This is a genomic window from Pedobacter sp. PF22-3, from assembly GCF_026239555.1.
Lineage (GTDB): Bacteria > Bacteroidota > Bacteroidia > Sphingobacteriales > Sphingobacteriaceae > Pedobacter.
On sequence record NZ_JAPIVP010000003.1, the window covers coordinates 159,179 to 177,412 of the forward strand.

At 37.7% G+C, this 18,234-nt stretch carries 14 protein-coding genes; 10 read left to right on the forward strand and 4 right to left on the reverse strand.

The window, feature by feature from the left end; translation table 11 throughout:
- The first annotated feature begins 12 nt into the window (after nt 1-12).
- Nucleotides 13-912, forward strand: coding sequence for a glycerophosphodiester phosphodiesterase family protein (locus tag OQX63_RS05520; protein WP_265849889.1), 900 nt, complete (start codon nt 13-15; stop codon nt 910-912).
- Between the two features lie 552 nt (nt 913-1,464).
- The gene (locus OQX63_RS05525) at nt 1,465-3,099 is read left to right on the forward strand and encodes an ABC-F family ATP-binding cassette domain-containing protein (RefSeq protein WP_265849890.1); all 1,635 of its coding nucleotides are present in this window, start codon (nt 1,465-1,467) and stop codon (nt 3,097-3,099) included.
- 213 nt (nt 3,100-3,312) lie between these two features.
- Here the strand turns inward: OQX63_RS05525 and OQX63_RS05530 are convergent, their stop codons facing one another.
- A complete protein-coding gene (locus OQX63_RS05530) occupies nt 3,313-3,906 on the reverse strand; it encodes a GIN domain-containing protein (RefSeq protein WP_265849891.1) in 594 nt (197 codons plus the stop codon).
- 725 nt (nt 3,907-4,631) lie between these two features.
- Here OQX63_RS05530 and OQX63_RS05535 point away from each other — a divergent pair.
- The 3 genes from OQX63_RS05535 (at nt 4,632) to OQX63_RS05545 (ending at nt 7,655) form a co-directional block, all read left to right on the forward strand.
- The gene (locus OQX63_RS05535; RefSeq protein WP_265849892.1) at nt 4,632-5,099 is read left to right on the forward strand and encodes an Lrp/AsnC family transcriptional regulator; all 468 of its coding nucleotides are present in this window, start codon (nt 4,632-4,634) and stop codon (nt 5,097-5,099) included.
- Between the two features lie 247 nt (nt 5,100-5,346).
- The gene (locus OQX63_RS05540) at nt 5,347-6,717 is read left to right on the forward strand and encodes a YeiH family protein (RefSeq protein WP_265849893.1); all 1,371 of its coding nucleotides are present in this window, start codon (nt 5,347-5,349) and stop codon (nt 6,715-6,717) included.
- Nucleotides 6,718-6,767: 50 nt separating this feature from the next.
- On the forward strand, nt 6,768-7,655 hold the full coding sequence (locus tag OQX63_RS05545) for a sugar phosphate isomerase/epimerase family protein (RefSeq protein ID WP_265849894.1): 888 nt from the start codon (nt 6,768-6,770) through the stop codon (nt 7,653-7,655).
- 34 nt (nt 7,656-7,689) lie between these two features.
- Here the strand turns inward: OQX63_RS05545 and OQX63_RS05550 are convergent, their stop codons facing one another.
- On the reverse strand, nt 7,690-8,316 hold the full coding sequence (locus OQX63_RS05550; RefSeq protein WP_265849895.1) for a hypothetical protein: 627 nt from the start codon (nt 8,314-8,316) through the stop codon (nt 7,690-7,692).
- Between the two features lie 256 nt (nt 8,317-8,572).
- Here OQX63_RS05550 and OQX63_RS05555 point away from each other — a divergent pair, with 256 nt between their 5' ends.
- On the forward strand, nt 8,573-9,064 hold the full coding sequence (locus OQX63_RS05555; protein ID WP_265849896.1) for a hypothetical protein: 492 nt from the start codon (nt 8,573-8,575) through the stop codon (nt 9,062-9,064).
- A 57-nt stretch (nt 9,065-9,121) separates the two neighbouring features.
- Here the strand turns inward: OQX63_RS05555 and OQX63_RS05560 are convergent, their stop codons facing one another.
- Nucleotides 9,122-10,261 carry a sensor histidine kinase gene (locus OQX63_RS05560; protein ID WP_265849897.1) on the reverse strand — a complete coding sequence of 380 codons (1,140 nt, stop codon included), beginning with the start codon at nt 10,259-10,261 and terminating at the stop codon, nt 9,122-9,124.
- Between the two features lie 232 nt (nt 10,262-10,493).
- A complete protein-coding gene (locus OQX63_RS05565; protein WP_265849898.1) occupies nt 10,494-11,219 on the reverse strand; it encodes a LytR/AlgR family response regulator transcription factor in 726 nt (241 codons plus the stop codon).
- 438 nt (nt 11,220-11,657) lie between these two features.
- Here OQX63_RS05565 and OQX63_RS05570 point away from each other — a divergent pair, with 438 nt between their 5' ends.
- The 4 genes from OQX63_RS05570 (at nt 11,658) to OQX63_RS05585 (ending at nt 18,232) form a co-directional block, all read left to right on the forward strand.
- Nucleotides 11,658-12,665: an LLM class flavin-dependent oxidoreductase gene (locus OQX63_RS05570; protein WP_265849899.1), complete on the forward strand. Its 1,008-nt coding sequence runs from the start codon at nt 11,658-11,660 to the stop codon at nt 12,663-12,665.
- Between the two features lie 528 nt (nt 12,666-13,193).
- On the forward strand, nt 13,194-13,757 hold the full coding sequence (locus OQX63_RS05575; protein WP_265849900.1) for an RNA polymerase sigma-70 factor: 564 nt from the start codon (nt 13,194-13,196) through the stop codon (nt 13,755-13,757).
- 62 nt (nt 13,758-13,819) lie between these two features.
- Entirely contained in the window at nt 13,820-14,764 is a 945-nt protein-coding gene (locus tag OQX63_RS05580; RefSeq protein WP_265849901.1) for a FecR family protein, read from the forward strand.
- A 168-nt stretch (nt 14,765-14,932) separates the two neighbouring features.
- Complete coding sequence (locus OQX63_RS05585) at nt 14,933-18,232, forward strand: SusC/RagA family TonB-linked outer membrane protein (RefSeq protein WP_265849902.1); 3,300 nt, start codon at nt 14,933-14,935, stop codon at nt 18,230-18,232.
- Nucleotides 18,233-18,234 lie beyond the last annotated feature (2 nt).

Consider the following 18,234-nt stretch of genomic DNA (forward strand, 5'->3'; position numbering starts at 1 on the left):
AATAAAAACGAAATGAAAAGAATTATTCTGCAGTTATCCATAGCATTTATTGCTTGTAGCAGCTTTGCGCAATCAACACCAGAAGTGAGCTTAAAAGAAGTATTTAATCCTAAAAGCCAAAGGGTATTGGTTACCGCCCATCGTGGCGATTGGCGCAATACACCTGAAAATTCAATCCAGGCCCTTAAAAACTGTATTGCTATGGGTGTAGACATTATGGAACTGGATCTGAAGAAAACAAAAGATGGGCATCTGGTGATCATGCACGATCAAACCATTGATAGAACCACAACAGGAAAAGGTGACGTTTCTGATTATACCCTATCTGAAATAAAAACATTTTTCCTACGCTCAGGTTCCGGGCATCCAACTAAACACCATGTACCAACCTTTAAAGAAATACTGGACATTGCGAAAGATAAAATCATTATTGATGTAGATAAGGGATACGATTATTATCCGCAGGTAATTAAGGAACTGCGCGAAAAGGGAATGATCGGCCAGGCCATTGTGAATGTAAAGGGAAGTACACCGCTCTCGCAGATAGAACAGGAGGTTGGTAAAATTGAGGAAGACATTACCATCATGCCAATAGTGGATATGAAAAGAGCTGATGCTTCACAAATTATCGCAAGTTATAAACCCCATCAAAAAACCATTATCCAGGCCAACTTCAATACCGATACCTTGTCGGTATTGAAAAATATTTCCAGCCTGAGAACAAATTATGGTTTATGGATCAATAGTTTATGGCCAGAACAGAATGGTGGGCATGATGATGACCTGGCGGTTGAAGAAAATAAAAAAGATGAAAGCTGGGGCTGGCTGATTAGCCAAAAAGCCAACCTGATCCAGACAGACAGACCAAAAGAACTTATTGAATATTTAAGAGCGAAAAAACTTCATAAATAGCATATTTGGTTGGATTTTGATTAAGTATAGTTAAGGATTGTATAGAGGCTGTATCATAAATTGTAATTCAATCGGATTTGTCACGTCAAGCTCAGCCTGTACTGAGCTTGACGAAGTATCGAAACGCCTTGTAAGATATCTAAAACAGGCCCTTCGACTAAGCTACCATTGACAGGATCCATTAGTACGGTCGTCATTCCCGCGCAGGCGGGAATCTTAAAGCACTTGCATTACGATTCCCAATCGAGTTGGAATGACGATCTCGCGCAGCCTACCATTTGCCAAAACGATCTGTCTTTTATATTGATTTTGATGAAATAATTATCCTTCAAGATGACAGTTCAATATTTTTGATACAGCCTCTTGTTTAATACAGTTCAGTTCGAAATCAATGTTTTTTGCACAGAACAATTTAATACCAATTTTTTGCGAACAGCCAATAGATTGGATTTATTTGATGAGATGGAGTCAATAGTTTGAGGTTTTTCCAGACTGGCTATTAAAATTAATGGCTTTCCTTTATCTTTGCCACCAACTTAATATTCCCTTTTCGTGATCAATGTAAATAATATCTCCGTTTCATTTGGCGGAACTACCCTTTTTAGCGATGTAACCTTTTCGATAAACGAGAACGATAAAATTGCGCTAATGGGTAAAAATGGTGCAGGCAAGTCGACCATATTAAAAATTATTGCTGATGTAGCTAAACCTACTTCTGGTAGCGTAACAGGTCCGAAAGAAGCTGTAATTGCCTATTTGCCACAACATTTGCTTACTCAAGATCAGGTTACTGTTTTTGAGGAAACTATGAAAGCCTTTGCCGAGGTAAACCAGATGCAAAAAGAGCTTGATGAACTGAACGAGCAGCTTACTATCCGTACCGATTACGAAAGCGATGATTACATGAAGCTTATTGAGCGTGTATCGGAACTGAGTGAGAAATTTTATTCGATTGAAGAAATCAATTATGATGCAGAAGTAGAAAAAGTATTAAAAGGATTGGGTTTCGAACGCAAAGACTTTACCCGTCAAACTTCAGAGTTTTCGGGTGGATGGCGTATGCGCATTGAGTTGGCCAAGATTTTATTAAAGAAACCCGATCTGATTTTACTGGATGAGCCTACTAACCACATGGATATCGAAAGTATTCAATGGTTGGAAGATTTCCTGATCAATTCCGCAAAAGCCGTAATGGTCATCTCACACGACCGTACTTTTGTAGATAATATTACAAACCGTACCATCGAGGTAACCATGGGCAGGATTTACGATTATAAGGCCAAATATACCCATTACCTGCAGCTGCGTGCCGACCGTCGTATCCACCAATTAAAGGCTTACGAAGAACAACAACGTTTTATTGCCGATAACCAGGAATTTATTGATCGTTTTAGGGGAACTTATTCTAAAACATTACAAGTGCAATCGCGCGTAAAAATGCTAGAGAAGCTCGAAGTAATCGAAATTGATGAAGTGGATACATCGGCATTAAGGTTAAAGTTTCCGCCCTCACCACGTTCAGGTCAGTATCCGGTAATGGTAGAAGAACTGACCAAAACTTATGGCGATCATGTTGTTTTCGAAAAAGCATCTATGGTCATCGAGCGGGGAGAAAAAGTGGCTTTTGTTGGTAAAAACGGCGAAGGTAAATCGACGATGATTAAAGCCATTATGGGTGAGATCGATTTTGAAGGTAGTTTAAAGGTTGGGCATAATGCTAAAATCGGATATTTTGCGCAAAATCAGGCTGCTTTGCTTGATGAGAATCTAACGGTATTCGAAACCATTGATCAGATTCCGTTAAGTGACGGCTCCGTAAAAATCAAAGACCTTTTAGGTGCTTTTATGTTTAGTGGGGATGATACTACTAAAAAAGTTAAAGTACTTTCTGGCGGCGAGAAAACGCGTTTAGCTATGATTAAATTATTGTTAGAACCTGTAAACGTATTGATCCTGGATGAGCCTACCAACCATTTGGATATGAAAACCAAAGACATTATTAAGGATGCATTAAAAGATTTTGATGGTACTTTGATTTTGGTATCTCACGATCGTGATTTCTTAGATGGATTGGTACAAAAAGTATTTGAATTTGGCAATAAACGGGTTCGTGAGCACTTTGAAGATATAAAAGGATTCTTAGCCTATAAAAAAATGAATAGTTTGAAGGAAATCGAGCAAAGCTAAATAGGGGTTTCTTAATACTGAAATTTGAAAGCAGTTCTGAAAAGAACTGCTTTTTTTTAAAGCTAGCACCGCGAGTGGTTTCGAAGCATCATCATTTCGACCGCAGTGGAGAAATCTTTTAAGATAGTCCAAAGATCTCTCCATTTCCCTGCGCTACAGTCGAGAGCACGACCATTCTATCGGAATCTGTCAATGGTAGAGGTTTGAATTTTTCTAAAGAACTAGCGCAGCGATTTCCTTCTCGGATGTTTCTACACGTCTAACATCTGTTCGGGCAGCTGCAAAAGTATCCATGGTTAAATTAGGCGCTTTCCCCATAACCAATGCATGATGGTTCGTATTACCTTTTAGTTTTAGTGTACTGCTACCAAGAATTTCCGTATATAATCCCTCACTACTGGTGTTGATATCTGCAAAGGCGTTGTCCTTGAGGATGATCTGGAGAAATTTGGTGGAGAGCTTCGCTTCTGTTTTTACTACTGCATTTTCACTAGCCTCAATACGGTAAATGTCATTTACAAAAATAACAAGTTTGCACTTTTCTTTATTAGGGTTGTTAATATATAGTACCTCGCCTTGTTGGGTAACTTTCGCATTTCCTATATTGTCATCTGCATAAGATATGCCAACAGTTGGTCGTTGAACTAGCATCACTTCTGCATTGCCTGTGATGACTAACTTTCTAAAATTTGCAATCTTATCAATTGCAGTTTTTATTTTTTCTGCAGCCCTTAAATTGTTTGGTTGAATAGCCGTTAAAGTTATTAGGGCAGATACCATGATTAGCGTTTTAATTGATGTTTTCATTGTCTGTTTTTATTAAACTAAATGTTAATTTTTAAGTGAAGGTGTTTTACTAATCTGAATTAGTTTGCACCAATATCGTTATGTTACATGCTTAACCAAGCTGGTGCCAAATTGAAAATGTGCCTTTAATGGCTTTTGAAATGTTTTTTTTGCATCATGCTTGTGCAAACCTGTTCATTTCCGAACAGTGTATGTACGCCTGCGGACAGTTTTAGAGGTAATGGTGATTAAAGAATTTTGGTTAACAGGCCATAACCAGATGTTAATTAAACCCCTTGGATGGCAATACGACTGTGGTTGTCAGCAATAAGGCATATTAACCTTATATGAGGATAATTTAAGGTTTTCCAATAGGCGTTTTGATTATTATGGATGGGATAATAATTAAGTAAGACTTTTTAAAAAGTAAAAGCGCTAGCATCGCGCTGGCGCTCTTATTATCATTAACTAAACTAAATCGACGACTGCATTTGGCAGTTGCTTCATTCGTTAAACAAATATCTCTTTCATTAAAAATTAAAACGAAGACATCTCTTAAATACGGAAAATATCCTGTTAAATAAGTGTTAGCGAAATTAAATTTTGTTTGTAGTCTTAATTCTACTTTTTATCGAAATTTTGTTCTTTTTTTAATCTATTCCTGATGATATTGAGCATGAGTATTCATATATTTGGTTATTCATTATAAACTAAGCCTAGAAAAAATAAATAGACTAACAACTATAATGGAATTATACACCCCTGACCAAACAGATAGAGATATTTTAACACTATTACAAAAAGATGCCAGGCTAACCTACAAAGAACTTGCTGCCATACTGCATATTTCAAAATCTCCCATTCAGGAACGTGTAAAACGCTTAGAACGTTTAGGATTTATTTCTGCTGTAGTGGCATTAATTGACCCAAATAAATTCGATAATTGTATGATCTGCTATTTGCAGGTTCAGCTTACTAACCATTCTGTACACAATTTTAAGTTATTTCAGCAGGAGGTAAGCAAATTCCAGGAAGTATTGGAATGCTACCATACAACAGGAGGATTTGATTTTATGTTAAAGGTTGTTGCTAAAAATATGATCGCCTACAATGATTTTCTAACCAACAAATTTGGTCAGCTAGAAAATATTGGTACACTCAACAGCTCGCTAGTCATTACGCAGGCAAAACGCGAAACTGCGTTGCCTGTTTAAGGCTTAAAATAATGTCTTTACGTTGATGATCTCTCTACCTGCTTGTACTTCATGCATTTGGTTTTCAAGTAGTGTTGGCTATCAGTTGCAGCGTTATAAACAGATTTGTTACGGATAAAATCCTGTTGAATAACTATTTTAGTTGGATATTGGGTAACGGTTTATATCAATAAAATCATATCGCTTGGTACAGGCATGCCGAATGCAATAAAGTTTTTTATAACTGAAGTCAAATTAACATCATATTATGTCGAGTGGAAACAATGCAGCAGATACTAGTGGAGCCTTAACAGATGCCGGAAAAAGCGCAGATAAGAAGACATTTTTACAATTACTTACCGAAGATTGGTGGGCAGTTATATTGGGGACAATTATTATCGCTACCGTACTTTATTTATCAAGCAATGGAACTGTAATCAGTTTACCAACATTTAAATGGGCAAGCAGTGAAGATCTTTTAGCCAGGATATTATCGGCAGCTAACTTATTGCTGATTGCTGAAATAGGCTTGATTTTTCTGGCCTTAGCTTCAGTAGCTATAGGTTTGTCAGGGGGTAATGTTGCACGGTTTGCCGGTGGCTTTGCCCTTATTTATGTGTTAGCCATCGTATCCTTTATGATTGGAGGCAATAAAAGCGTGTCCTATTTTGGGTTGGAGTATGTGGTATTTGCATTGCTTATTGGTATCGCGTTAGGTAATCTAATCCAATTGCCTTCTTGGCTAAAAGAAGCGGTACGATCAGAGTTTTATATTAAAACAGGTTTGGTAATATTGGGAACAACTATTTTATCGGCAGATTTAATCAAGGCTGGCTTACCTGGTATAATACAAGCAGTTATTGTTGTTACAGTAGTTTGGTTTTTTTCAATGTGGTTAAGCCGAAAGCTAAAAGTTGATGATGAATTTGGTGTGATATTAGCTTCGGCAGTATCCATTTGCGGGGTTTCTGCTGCTATTGTTGCTGCAGGAGCCATTAATGGCGATAAACGTAAATTATCTTATGTAACTACTTTAGTGTTGATTATGGCTATCCCGATGATGATCATTTTGCCCTGGGCGGTAAAGTATTTTCATATACCTGAAGTAATTGGAGGCGCATGGCTGGGTGGTACTTTGGATACGACAGCAACCGTAACTGCTGCTGGAGATTTGGTTGGGCCCATAGCTGTTAAAGCAGGTGTTATTGCTAAGTTTTCGCAAAATGTTTTTATTGGTGTTGCTGCTTTTTTTATTGCAATATGGTGGGCCTATAAAAAACCTAAAGGTAACGATGGCGTAACGCTTAAAGCAGAACGGCCGGGATTGAAAATTGTGTGGGAGCGATTTCCGAAATTTGTATTGGGGTTTGTTGCGGCATCTTTGGTATTTTCTTTTCTATTATCTCCTGCTACTGCAAAAAGTGTGGGGTCAACCTTAAATGGTCTACGCACTGTTTGGTTCGCTATCGCGTTTATTTCCATTGGGATGGAAGCTAAATTTTCGTCATTGGTAAAACTTGAGGGAGGTAAACCCGCCTTTACTTTCGTTACAGCACAAATATTCAATATATTTTGGACGCTTTTATGGTCGTATATTTTATTTGGCGGATCTCTATTTCCTATACCTGATTTTAAATAAGGAAATTGAGTTTTAGAAAATCCATCAATAAGTACATTTAAATAATAGATATGAAAATTACGAAATCCAACTATAGAGCTTTTTTTATTTGCCTGATTTATACCATCTTTTGTGGTTATATTTCAGATAAGCAGGTTTATCCGCGTTTAGGCATCGTGTCTGGTTTAGCGCAGGATAGTTTAGCTTATGCTTCAGGTTTTAAAATGATTGGAGAATCGGTTCCGAAGCTGCTTTCACCTACATTAACAGATGAGCAGTTTAAGGTTAATTTGAAAAAGATCAGCGCAGCCAAATGTAAAGTGTTGAGCTGTAATCTTTTCTTTCCTTCGAGTATGAAAATTGCTGGACCAGACGTAGATGAGGTGAAAGTGTTAGCTTATACCGAAACTGTTCTTTCAAGAGCTAGACTGGCAGGGGTCAAATTTATCGTGTTGGGCAGCTCTGGTGCGAGGAGCATTCCGGTAGATTATAATGTTGTTAAGGCAAAATCTGATTTTGTTGGTCTATGTAAAAAACTGGCCCAAATTGCAGGGAAATATAAGGTTATCATTTTGCTAGAAAACCTCGAAACTACTGAAACGAACTTTATCACCTCTTTAAAGTCAGCAGCAGAGATGGTAAGGGGGGTTAATCACCCGAACTTCAGACTTAATGCTGATATATTTCATATGATGCGTGAAGGGGAGGATCCGGATGAAATTATTGAGGCCGGTAAATGGATTGCATTTTCAGAAATTGCCGAAAAACAAAACAGATCATTACCAGGTGTAATGGGCGATGATTTTAAACCTTATTTACGGGCGTTACACAAAATAAATTATAAGGGTTTCATTTTTATAGAAGGCAGTATCAAAAACGCTGCTATTGAAATGCCGCTTGCTTTCGAATACCTTTCTGCTCAGATTGCAGAAGTATATTCAGAAAAGAAAACAAATTAATGGTGCGTCATCCCTTATAGATATAGCCCTGGAATTATTTAGATAAGGATAGCAGCGATTGCATATTTAAATTTTTTGCAGCTTTATCAATGTTTGGTAAACGCATTTTAGCCACATTTGCTTCAACGGCTAAAGATGGGTTTTCGTTTCTGGTAAGTGCAGCTATGTCCCTTACTGTGCTTGAGAACATTTTAAGTGTTAGCATGAATTGACGGTCGATATACCAGATTTTTTGAGGATTGGTTTTTGGATTAATGTATTCATTGTTTAAGCGCTCACTTTGGTCGAACTGGATGCTGTCTAAAAGAACCAGTTTCGCTGTAATTTGATTCAATACTGAATCTGAAAGATTTAAGCCCTCGATACCTGTTAACCTATTGTTTTTGATATGATAATCTAAACCATTAAAATTAATGATGCTTGGGTTACTTCTATTGATGATGTATTCTGCCTTTGGAAAATTGTTGTTTGAACGGTTTTTATTAAGTGCAATGCGCTGATCAGCTAGTCGCTCAAGTATCTCATTACCGTTTACTTTTTCGATTTGCCCAGTAATATTTGTTTGTATTGTTGTTTGCTTCTTCTGAGCAAGAACGATCGATGAGCCAGATAATGAGGTGATTAGAAAAAATGCAAAAGAGAGTGGTTTGATAATTTTCATGCCGCAAAAGTACGGATTTATTCCATAAATTAATTTCTTTGTATGCTTAATATGACGTTTTTGATGTCTTTTTTAATTTTCTAGTTGATAAAAATCAATTTTTTATTAACAGTTACTTAATATTTAAGATATATACATCGTTAAGTAGCTTAACAATTTGAAATTTTTGAGTTAAAATTTTTCGTCAATTAGATGCAAATCATACTTTTTTTGCTTTGGAAATCGTTCGATATTTTTCCTTTTTGCAATATTTGTAATGATGATCGAACTCGACTTTTTCTTCAATTTGACTAATGACGATATTATGCATCTTCAGCTTAAACAGTTTAAGGTAACTGAACCCTGGACTGTGCTCCTGCATGATCAGGAACTGGGAAAGATAATAAAAGAAAGGGAGGGGTGGAAACAGCTATCAGGCAATGTATTACCCGAAAAACTTATACATGGCATGGGCGTATTTATCGATGAACAGCAGCATCAGTATTTACCGGATGAAATCAGATTGAGGTGGCCAGCGCTTATTGAAGAAATTATCGTAAACTCAGATGCTGAATATATGGTAATCTGCAAACCCTTTGTAGATTTCAGATCGTTCGAAAAAATGTTTGAAGAGTTTGTGCCAGGTATGATAAAAGAAGAATGGGCAATCAATTTTAAAGTTTATAGTCACAATTTTGACAACGATTTTGTAAAGCAACTCCGCCGTAAGAATGAAAAGTCCAATTATCACCCTATTCAGAAATGGTAATTATCAATTAGTTGGTATATATGTTTAAAGGTAATTTTTATCTTAATAAATTAAATGTTAAGCAAGGATCGTTAGCTCAGCTTTTGTAGTTTTAGATGCTGTATTTAGTGCATTTAAAGAAATACTGATGTTTAAAGTATAAAAACCTTCTTCGTCAATTCCTGCAGTCATTTCTGCATTTTGATGGTATGCATATTTTAACCGGTTACTGATATTGTCCATTCCTGAGCCAAAGCCTACCTTGCTTTTGATCAATCTAGGTAAATTACGGCTTTCGATACGTAGCTTGCCATCAAAAGTGTAAACAGCTATGGTAGCCTTATTTTCTACATCATTAAGGTTGCCATGTTTAAACATGTTTTCCAAAATGGTCAGCAAAACCAATGGAATGAGCTTAATTTCGTCCAGATCAGGTCCGCTGGCCAGTTCAATATAAATTGCACCTTGTGTAATGTGGTGCAACGCAATCAGGTTTTCGCATTGCGAAATTTCTTCACTCAGATTTACAAAGCCCTCATTATGTTGCGTATTGGCGGCAAAACGCATCATATCAGAAAGGTAGAGCATTACTTTGGCATCTTCCGGAGAATGTGCACTTAGTTTTTGGTGTACAAATTCAAATGTATTAAAAAGCAGGTGAGGATTGATCTGGGCTTTCATAAAAGCATTTTTAGACATGGCAAGCTCCTTTTCCATTTTTTCCTTATCCAGGAGCATTTGAAAACGCTGTTTCTCAATCCGGGATTTTTCGGTTTTTTCTTTAATGAACCGCTTTAGAAAATAATAACCTGTAGAAAAAAGAATAAAAAACGATCCTCTATAAAGTACCCTGGATATTCTGATTCTGAGATTTGGCATTTCCCCTGGTAAGAGATTGGTGTAATTATATAGTATAATATCAACGCCGGTAACTAAAGCCAAATAAATCGAGATGGTAGATATAACAATCAATGGAACTTTCCAAGCTGTTCCATTAGGGAATCCTGTCGCTTTTTCAAGGAGTAATGCATAGGTGTAAAAAAAGGTAATATTAATTAGGTAATGAATGGCATAGTTTCCAAATGTTCCCAAAATACCTGTGAAAAAAAGTATAATAAGCGTTTCCCAAACTATAAATGCAGACCATGCAATCAAGTGTATCCGATAAGTATATATCCAGTTCCTTAACTTAATATTACTCCAATTTAATCTATTCATAAAGACATATTTACTATCTGTGTAACAACTAAAGTTACAGGGTGCTATCGCCGCTAGTTTTCGAAAAAAAACAATTATGAAAACTCAAAAACTAGCTAAAAGAACACTTTTTGTATTTAAAAAAAAATATAGTGGAAAGACTCATTCAACAACAACCACTTCAGATCCAACGACATCCATGGTTACTACGGGCTAATTAATAGTTTAAGCGTTGTTTTTTCATCAGTAGCCGTTACTTTTTACGGCTACTGATGATTAACTTCTCGGAAATAAAACTTTTAAATTCCTGGTGATAAATATCTCCAACAGTAAAGCTAATGTGGTTATTCATGGTGATCCTGTTACCATCTATATATAAAATTTTGTCGATGGCTACAATATAACCACGATGTAATTGTATAAAACCTTTTTTAATACTCAACTGTTCCCGAACGTCTTTCAAACTCAAATAAGCAATAATTACTTTATTTACCGTATGTAATTTAATGTAATTATGAAAGCTTTCAAAGGCAATAATATCTTCATATTTAACCATTACTGCACGGTGTTCCTCTTCCTTATTTTTAACCAGGAAATAATCTTCATTGGCACCACCCGTCATTTCATGCCCAAAAAGCCGGGTAATGGTGGTGGCAAATTTAGCATAGCTATATGGTTTAAGCAAATAAGCATCTCCTGCCGCTTCAAAAGCATCAAAAGCATATTGCTCATGTGAAGTGGTAAAAATGAGTTTCCTGGTTCTAAACCGGATGGCTTTGGCCAGTTCGAGCCCGGATATTTGGGGCATTTCTACATCCATAAAAATTACATCAACCGTTTCTGAGCTGGCCAGTTCTCTTAAGGCGGTAATTGGATCAGTAAATTGCTGTACTAGCCGCATATTTGGTGTATCTTCTATATATTTTTGTAGCCCGGCTAAGGAACTATATTGGTCGTCTATGGCTATGCACTTAATCATCTTCAAATATCTGGTTCTCTTATAACGAAATTACGCCTTTTTGTAACGAAAAGGGTACTATCTGTAAGCAATAATTTAAGTTTCCCCCCTTTTTTATTAATTTAATATAAAATATATGTCAATTGATTTTAATTGATGCGGGTTATAGCTACAATCCATAAATATTCTAGAATAAGGGTATAAACGACTTTTAATTGATTTGCTAATCAATATAATAAGTTTAATCAAATTAAGAGCGTATGCCCATCTGTTTTGTTACCAGAATATACAAACTCCTACACCGCTGTAATGAGTAGTGTCTATGTAAATTTTCATTTTTTAGTAACTTCTTGCTGTGCGTATACTGTTTATGTTGGCTAAACGTCATATGTAATTCATTTAAGCCAAACTTGGTTTTATTAACGATATTTTTGTAAATACAGATTTATCCTTTAATTTATGGCTGATCACTTATTGAAAAATATACCTTATTCCGTTCTCGATCTTGCAACCGTTTTAGATGGTTTTACTGCCGCAGATACCTTTAAAACCAGTCTTGATTTAGCTAAACAGTCTGAAACTTTAGGTTATACACGTTACTGGTTTGCAGAACACCATAATATGGCGGGTGTAGCCAGTTCTGCACCGGCGGTACTTATTGGTTATATTGCTGGCAATACCACTAGCATACGGGTAGGCTCTGGCGGCATTATGCTGCCCAATCATGCTCCCTTGATTGTGGCAGAGCAATTTGGAACATTGGCTTCGCTTTATCCTAACCGCATTGATCTGGGATTGGGCAGGGCACCTGGAACCGATCAGGTTACGGCAATGGCCATCCGTGGCGAAAACTTTAATGCCGCTCATAGTTTTCCAAGGGATATTGAGAAACTACAACAATTTTTCTCTGCCAGTAATAACCGTGCAAGTGTGAGGGCAATGCCAGGAGAGGGCTTGGATATACCGATCTGGATTTTAGGTTCGAGTACCGATAGCGCACGTTTAGCTGCAGAAAAAGGACTCCCTTATGCTTTTGCCAGTCATTTTGCTCCAACCTATTTCGAGCAGGCAGTTTCCATTTATAAAAATAACTTTAAACCATCTCAATTTTTGCGCGAGCCCTATGTAATGGCTTGTGTAAATGTAGTTGCTGCAGATACCGATGAAGAAGCAGAACGTTTATCGGGTTCGGTAAAACGTATGTTTTTAGGTGTGATCACAGGCAAAAGAGAATTACTCAAACCACCAGTTGATGATATTAACGTTTATTGGGATCGGATGGAAAAAGAAGCAGTAGAGCAGATGTTATACTATTCTTTTATTGGTAGTGCCAAAACCATTAAAGAAAATTTGACAGCTTTTGTTGCAAAATATGGCGTAAACGAGGTAATGAGTACTTCGCATATTTACGATCATCAGGCAAAATTGCGTTCAAATGAAATTTTTGCTGGTTTGTTTAAAGATTAACACAACGCTGTCCGTCGTGTTAAGCGGAGCGTCACTACGGATTGATAATATTACATTACAAACTCAAATTAATAATGAGTCAAAGACGCTATTCCATTCAATAATCCGTAGCGCCTTATAGAACGCTACGGACAGGATAGGCAGCCGGGGGCTAAGTGGCTATGCACCATTTCATATCAGATGTTGCAGTGTGCACTAACTTTTGTTCCTAAACCCGATTAGAGTGAAATAGCCCGGAGCGCAGCGAGGACTATAAGCGGAAGCGGGGTTGCATACCGCCAAGAACCACAGGGCATTCATTTCCTAATTCTATAAATTCATTCATTTCGGTCGGTGAAACAACAATTGATAGGACAATTATCATATAAAAGATACTGCTAGGCATATCGATTGACATTAATTTTCATTACCATCTTCCATTTTACCTCACACATCTAAATCTTCTCTCATCTTTTTTTTCTGTTTAAGATTTGTTAATAATAAGGGAATATTGAGCTGGTAGCTTTGCTGCCAGAAAAGCAGCATCCCTTGAGCGAAAATTTACTTTCATCTTTACAAAACGGAAGCCATCAGGCCATGGAAAAAATCTACCAGTTTTATTGGGAAGATATTTTTGATGTTGCGCTGAAAAAAACAGGTGATGAAGCCATTGCTCAGGATATTACCCAGGAAATTTTCATTTCGCTTTGGGAGAACCGTAAAACGATTAACCTCTCCGGAAGCCTCGGTGCTTACTTATATGGTGCTGTAAAATATAAAGTAATTAATTATTTCAGGTCGGGCGGTATTAAAGAACAGCACCAAACTGCACTTACAGCCTTAATGGATGAGCAGCATACTGCCGCAGCTGATGATAAATTAATTTTAAAAGAGCTTCACTTAGCGGTAGATACCGCCATTGCACTATTGCCCGAAAAAATGCAATTGGTATTCTCCATGAGCCGAAAACAGGAGAAATCGATCAAAGAAATTGCTGCCGAACTCGGCGTTTCTGTGCAGACGGTAAAAAATCAGATCTCAGCAGCACTAAAACTTCTTAAAAAAAGCCTTTCCTATATCCTGTTAATTGCTGCTTTGATCGGCTTAACATAAAGTTAATCTATAGATAACATCTTTGGTTAGTACCTCTTTGCTTTTGAACTGACATGTATTAAATGACAGAAGAACAGGCAAAGGAACTGCTGCAGAAATATCTCGATCAGCAGGCTAGTCCGCAAGAGCAAAAAAAAGTTGAAGCGTGGTACGCTACACTTCAGACAAAAGATTTGGTGTTATCCGCCGATCGGAAAGCAGCAATAGGCGCGCAAATGTTTGCTCACCTCCAGGTTGCTATGCATGAGAAGCCAGAATCTGGAAAAGTATTCAAATTGCAATCTTTTATCAGGATTGCCGCCGCCGTATTACTTGTCATTGCCATAGGAATAAGCGTTTGGAAACTCAATACCAACGTGGTTGCTGAAAATCAGGTAACCGTAGTTACCGGAAGTAAGCAACAGAAGCGAATTACTTTATCAGATGGTTCGGTGGTTTTGTTGGGTCCGTCAGCAAAACTCTGCTATCCTAAAGTCTTCGCTTCAAACAGCCGCCACATTGCACTTAAAGAAGGGGAAGCTTTTTTTGATATTGCTCATCAGGAAAAAAGGCCATTTACAGTACATACAAGCGCTGGGGTAGATATTAAAGTTTTAGGAACCTCTTTCAAAGTTAAATCTTATCAGGCGAGTAAACAGCTTGAGGTTGCCGTTATTACCGGTAAAGTTGCGGTAAGCAATTTAAAAGGTAACCTGGGTACGCTGGTTAAAGATGAGTTTCTAACTTACGATAAAAATGCTGGTTGTGCCGCCATCAGTAAAATCAAAGCGCTTGCTTTTATCGAATTCACTTTTGATGGTGCAAGTCTCGACCAAGTGATTGCCAAACTCCAATATGTTTACAGCATTAAAATCTTGCTGAGCGATAGCAGTTTGGGGAAACTTAAAACTACTGCTTCTTTCAGTAGCAGACAATCGCCCGGGGAGATTCTGGATATCATCTGCAGTCTGCATCGCCTTAAATTCAATGCATCAAAAAATCATAAAACATTTAACATATACAGATGAGATAGGGATATGGTATAGAACTATGTACGGTTACCGGTCAGACTGGGTGCCGCAATCTTTCTTTCTGGCAACAAAAGCCAGTATAATTAAAGCTTTACAAAATAAAATCAAACAAATTAAGCAATGAAAACAACCTCCGCTAAGAGGACACCAGCTCTTTTAAAAATCATGAAATACTCATGTTTAACATTTACAATCCTCTGCATTTTTTGCAGCTCAATTATCGCTTCGGCAGGTATGGCGCAAAAATTAGAGAAAACTACAGTTAGCCTCACTATAAATAAAGGCCGGAAGATGACCGAGATCATCAAAGAAATTGAATCCCGTACGGGGCTTAGTTTTGTATATGATCCAGATCAGCTGCAACAAAAAAATATGTTTGTAAGCGGCGATTTTACCACCGAGCCTGTAAGATCACTTTTAGACAGACTTGGTTTGCAGGTTTTAGAAAAGGGTGGTTACGTGATTTTAAACAATGCCGTAATGAATAAACCTGACCGTATTATCACAGGCGTTGTAAGAGATACCACAGGCTTAGCACTTCCAGGTGTTTCGGTAAAAGTATTGGGTACACAAAGTGGTACTATCACTGATGGAAACGGTGCTTATCGCATTGCAGTTGGCGCTGATGCCGTACTTTCATTCTCAATGATCGGTTATCAGACCAGGGAAGCAAAAGTTGGCGAAGACCAGGTAATTAACATGGTTTTGAAAGAAGAACGCTCTACACTTGCGGACGTGGTTGTTGTGGGTTACGGTACACAGAAAAAAGAAACCTTAACCGGTGCAATTAGTATTGTTAGCCTGGATAAACTTTCTTCACGTTCATTAAACAGTGTTGGTGAGGTACTGGCCGGAAAATCTCCGGGTGTGATCGTAACCAATGAAGGTGGCGATCCAACCTCTGCACCACGTATCAATATCCGCGGTGCGGGTGGTATTAATGGAGAAAATGTACTTTATGTAATTGATGGATCTATATTTTCGGGTACGCCACAGCTTAACCCTAACGATATCGAATCAATATCGGTTCTAAAAGATGCATCTGCTGCCATTTATGGTGCGAGGGCTTCTGGCGGTGTAGTATTAATTACCACCAAAAAAGGTAAAAGCGGAAAAATGCAGATCAGTTTTGATGCTAAAGTGGGACAGCAAAGCGCCTGGAAAAAACTAGAACCGCTAGATGCACAACAACGCGCACAGGTTGCGGCAACTGCAGCTAAAAATGGAGGTACCAATCTATTACCAGCTTTTGATCCGGCAAAGTACCCTGACGGACAGATTACCCGTACCAACTGGATGGATGAGGTTTTTAGAAATGGATTAATACAGGATTATAACGCAGCGATAAACGGCGGTAGCGAAAAATCTAACTACTACCTCAGTTTTAATTACCGTAACGCAGAAGGTATTGTGTTAAATACCAAAACCCAACGTTACAACTTTAGGATCAATACAGAGCATGAGGTAACCAATTGGCTAAAAGTAGGTGAAAACCTTTCTTATAGCAGTACCAATGGAAATGGTGCCAATACCAGCAGCGATTATACAGGTGCTTTACTTTCTGCCATTTATTATCCAACCAATGGAACACCTTATAATGCAGATGGCAGTTTTGCAGGTTTGCCCGGACCATATGCAGGAGATTATGGAGATATTGTAAACCCTGTTGCCGATTTAATGCGTATTGATATCAATAACCCGGTAAATGTTTTGGTGATCAATCCTTATGCTAACCTTAAATTGGCCAAAGGTTTAACTTTCAGGTCAAATTTAAGCGTCACCAAATCAGATGCTGCCTTTAAGAGCTTTACGCCTAAAAGGTTAGAAGTAGGAAAACCTGTTGCTAGTAATAGTTTGGTAGAAAGAAGTGATAAAGCAACAGACTTTTTAGCAGAACAGGTTTTAAATTATAAAATATCTTTTGCACAGCACCAGTTAGAGTTTACCGGCGGTTATACTTTTCAGAAAACCAAAAGCAGTGGCTTGTATGCATCGGCTACAGGTTTTGATGATGAATCGAAACAATACAGGTATTTGGCCAATGCAACAACACCGCAACCTTCTTCCAGTTATTTCGATGCTAAAGCACTTTCTTCGCTGTTTTTCAGGGCAAATTATAACTATGGCGAAAAGTACCTTTTATCATTGATAGGTCGTCGTGATGGTTCATCATTGTTGGCCAAAGAAAACCGCTTCAGAAATTACGGTTCTGTTTCTGCAGGTTGGGTAGTGAGTAAGGAAGATTTCCTGAAAGATATGCGCTGGTTAAATGAATTTAAATTAAGAGCCAGTTATGGTATTTTAGGAAACCTGGGCAGTCTTTCATCATCTGCAGTTAATCCGTTGTTAAATGCTACGCAGAGTTATTTCGGACAATCGCCAACTTTACAGAACGGTTATATACAGACTGTTTTGGCCAATAAAAACTTAACCTGGGCCGAATCTAAACAAACCAACATTGGGCTTGACTTAACAGTTTTAAACCGGTTGAGTTTAGTGGCTGATTATTTTATTAAAGAAACCGATAAAATGATCTTAAACAGAACATTGCCGGGAACAGCTGGTCTGAACATCCAAACCATTAATGCCGGTGTAGTAAAAGATAAAGGTATTGAGTTAGGGCTAACTTACAACAGCGATAAAAATGCAGCCTTTACTTATTCTGTAAATGCGACTTTAACTAAGGTTAACAATAAGATAGAGGAGCTTATCCCTGGTATAGAAAACCAAACTGTACCTACTAATTTCAGGAATGAGCTTGCTCCTTTAACCAATACGGTAGGGCAGCCACTGTATAGCTACTATGTATTGAAAACTGATGGTATTTTCCAAAGCCAGGCAGAAGCCGATAATTATAAAAATGCTAAAGGGCAAAAAATCCAGCCGAATGCAAAAGCAGGTGATTTTAAGTTTGTAGATATCAACGGTGATGGATCAATTGATAGCAAAGACCGTTATTTTGCGGGCAGTGCTTACCCTGATTTCTCTTACGGATTAAGTTTTAATGCAAGTTATAAAAACTTCGATTTCAATATTTTTGCACAAGGTGTACAGGGCAATAAGTTATTTAACGCGGTAAAACGCACAACGTATAGTGCAGGTGGCCCCTCATACAACAAATTGGTTGGTATTTTAGATGCCTGGTCGCCAGAGAATCCAGGTGGCAAAGTGCCAATTATTTCAACCAGCGATGCCAATGGAAACTTTGCAGCTTCTGATTTTTATGTAGAAGACGGCTCTTACCTGCGTATCCGCAACGTAACCTTGGGTTACAGTTTGCCAAAATCGATCGCTAGTAAATTAAAAACAGGCGGTGTAAGAATTTATGCTACGGCAAATAATCTTTTCACCATTACTAAATATTCAGGTTTTGACCCCGAAATAGGAATGGACAACAACGGAGTGGATGTTGGCCGTTATCCTCAAGCCAGAAGTTTTATCCTTGGTTTAAGCGTAAATTTATAATC

Bases quoted from the DNA above. Each gene is read 5' to 3' on its own strand.
- OQX63_RS05545 (WP_265849894.1), top strand. From the start codon at position 6,768: ATGAAAATTACGAAATCCAACTATAGAGCTTTTTTTATTTGCCTGATT.
- OQX63_RS05580 (WP_265849901.1), top strand. From the start codon at position 13,820: ATGACAGAAGAACAGGCAAAGGAACTGCTGCAGAAATATCTCGATCAG.
- OQX63_RS05530 (WP_265849891.1), bottom strand. From the start codon at position 3,906: ATGAAAACATCAATTAAAACGCTAATCATGGTATCTGCCCTAATAACT.
- OQX63_RS05585 (WP_265849902.1), top strand. From the start codon at position 14,933: ATGAAATACTCATGTTTAACATTTACAATCCTCTGCATTTTTTGCAGC.
- OQX63_RS05555 (WP_265849896.1), top strand. From the start codon at position 8,573: ATGATGATCGAACTCGACTTTTTCTTCAATTTGACTAATGACGATATT.
- OQX63_RS05560 (WP_265849897.1), bottom strand. From the start codon at position 10,261: ATGAATAGATTAAATTGGAGTAATATTAAGTTAAGGAACTGGATATAT.
- OQX63_RS05565 (WP_265849898.1), bottom strand. From the start codon at position 11,219: ATGATTAAGTGCATAGCCATAGACGACCAATATAGTTCCTTAGCCGGG.
- OQX63_RS05535 (WP_265849892.1), top strand. From the start codon at position 4,632: ATGGAATTATACACCCCTGACCAAACAGATAGAGATATTTTAACACTA.
- OQX63_RS05570 (WP_265849899.1), top strand. From the start codon at position 11,658: ATGGCTGATCACTTATTGAAAAATATACCTTATTCCGTTCTCGATCTT.
- OQX63_RS05520 (WP_265849889.1), top strand. From the start codon at position 13: ATGAAAAGAATTATTCTGCAGTTATCCATAGCATTTATTGCTTGTAGC.
- OQX63_RS05540 (WP_265849893.1), top strand. From the start codon at position 5,347: ATGTCGAGTGGAAACAATGCAGCAGATACTAGTGGAGCCTTAACAGAT.
- OQX63_RS05550 (WP_265849895.1), bottom strand. From the start codon at position 8,316: ATGAAAATTATCAAACCACTCTCTTTTGCATTTTTTCTAATCACCTCA.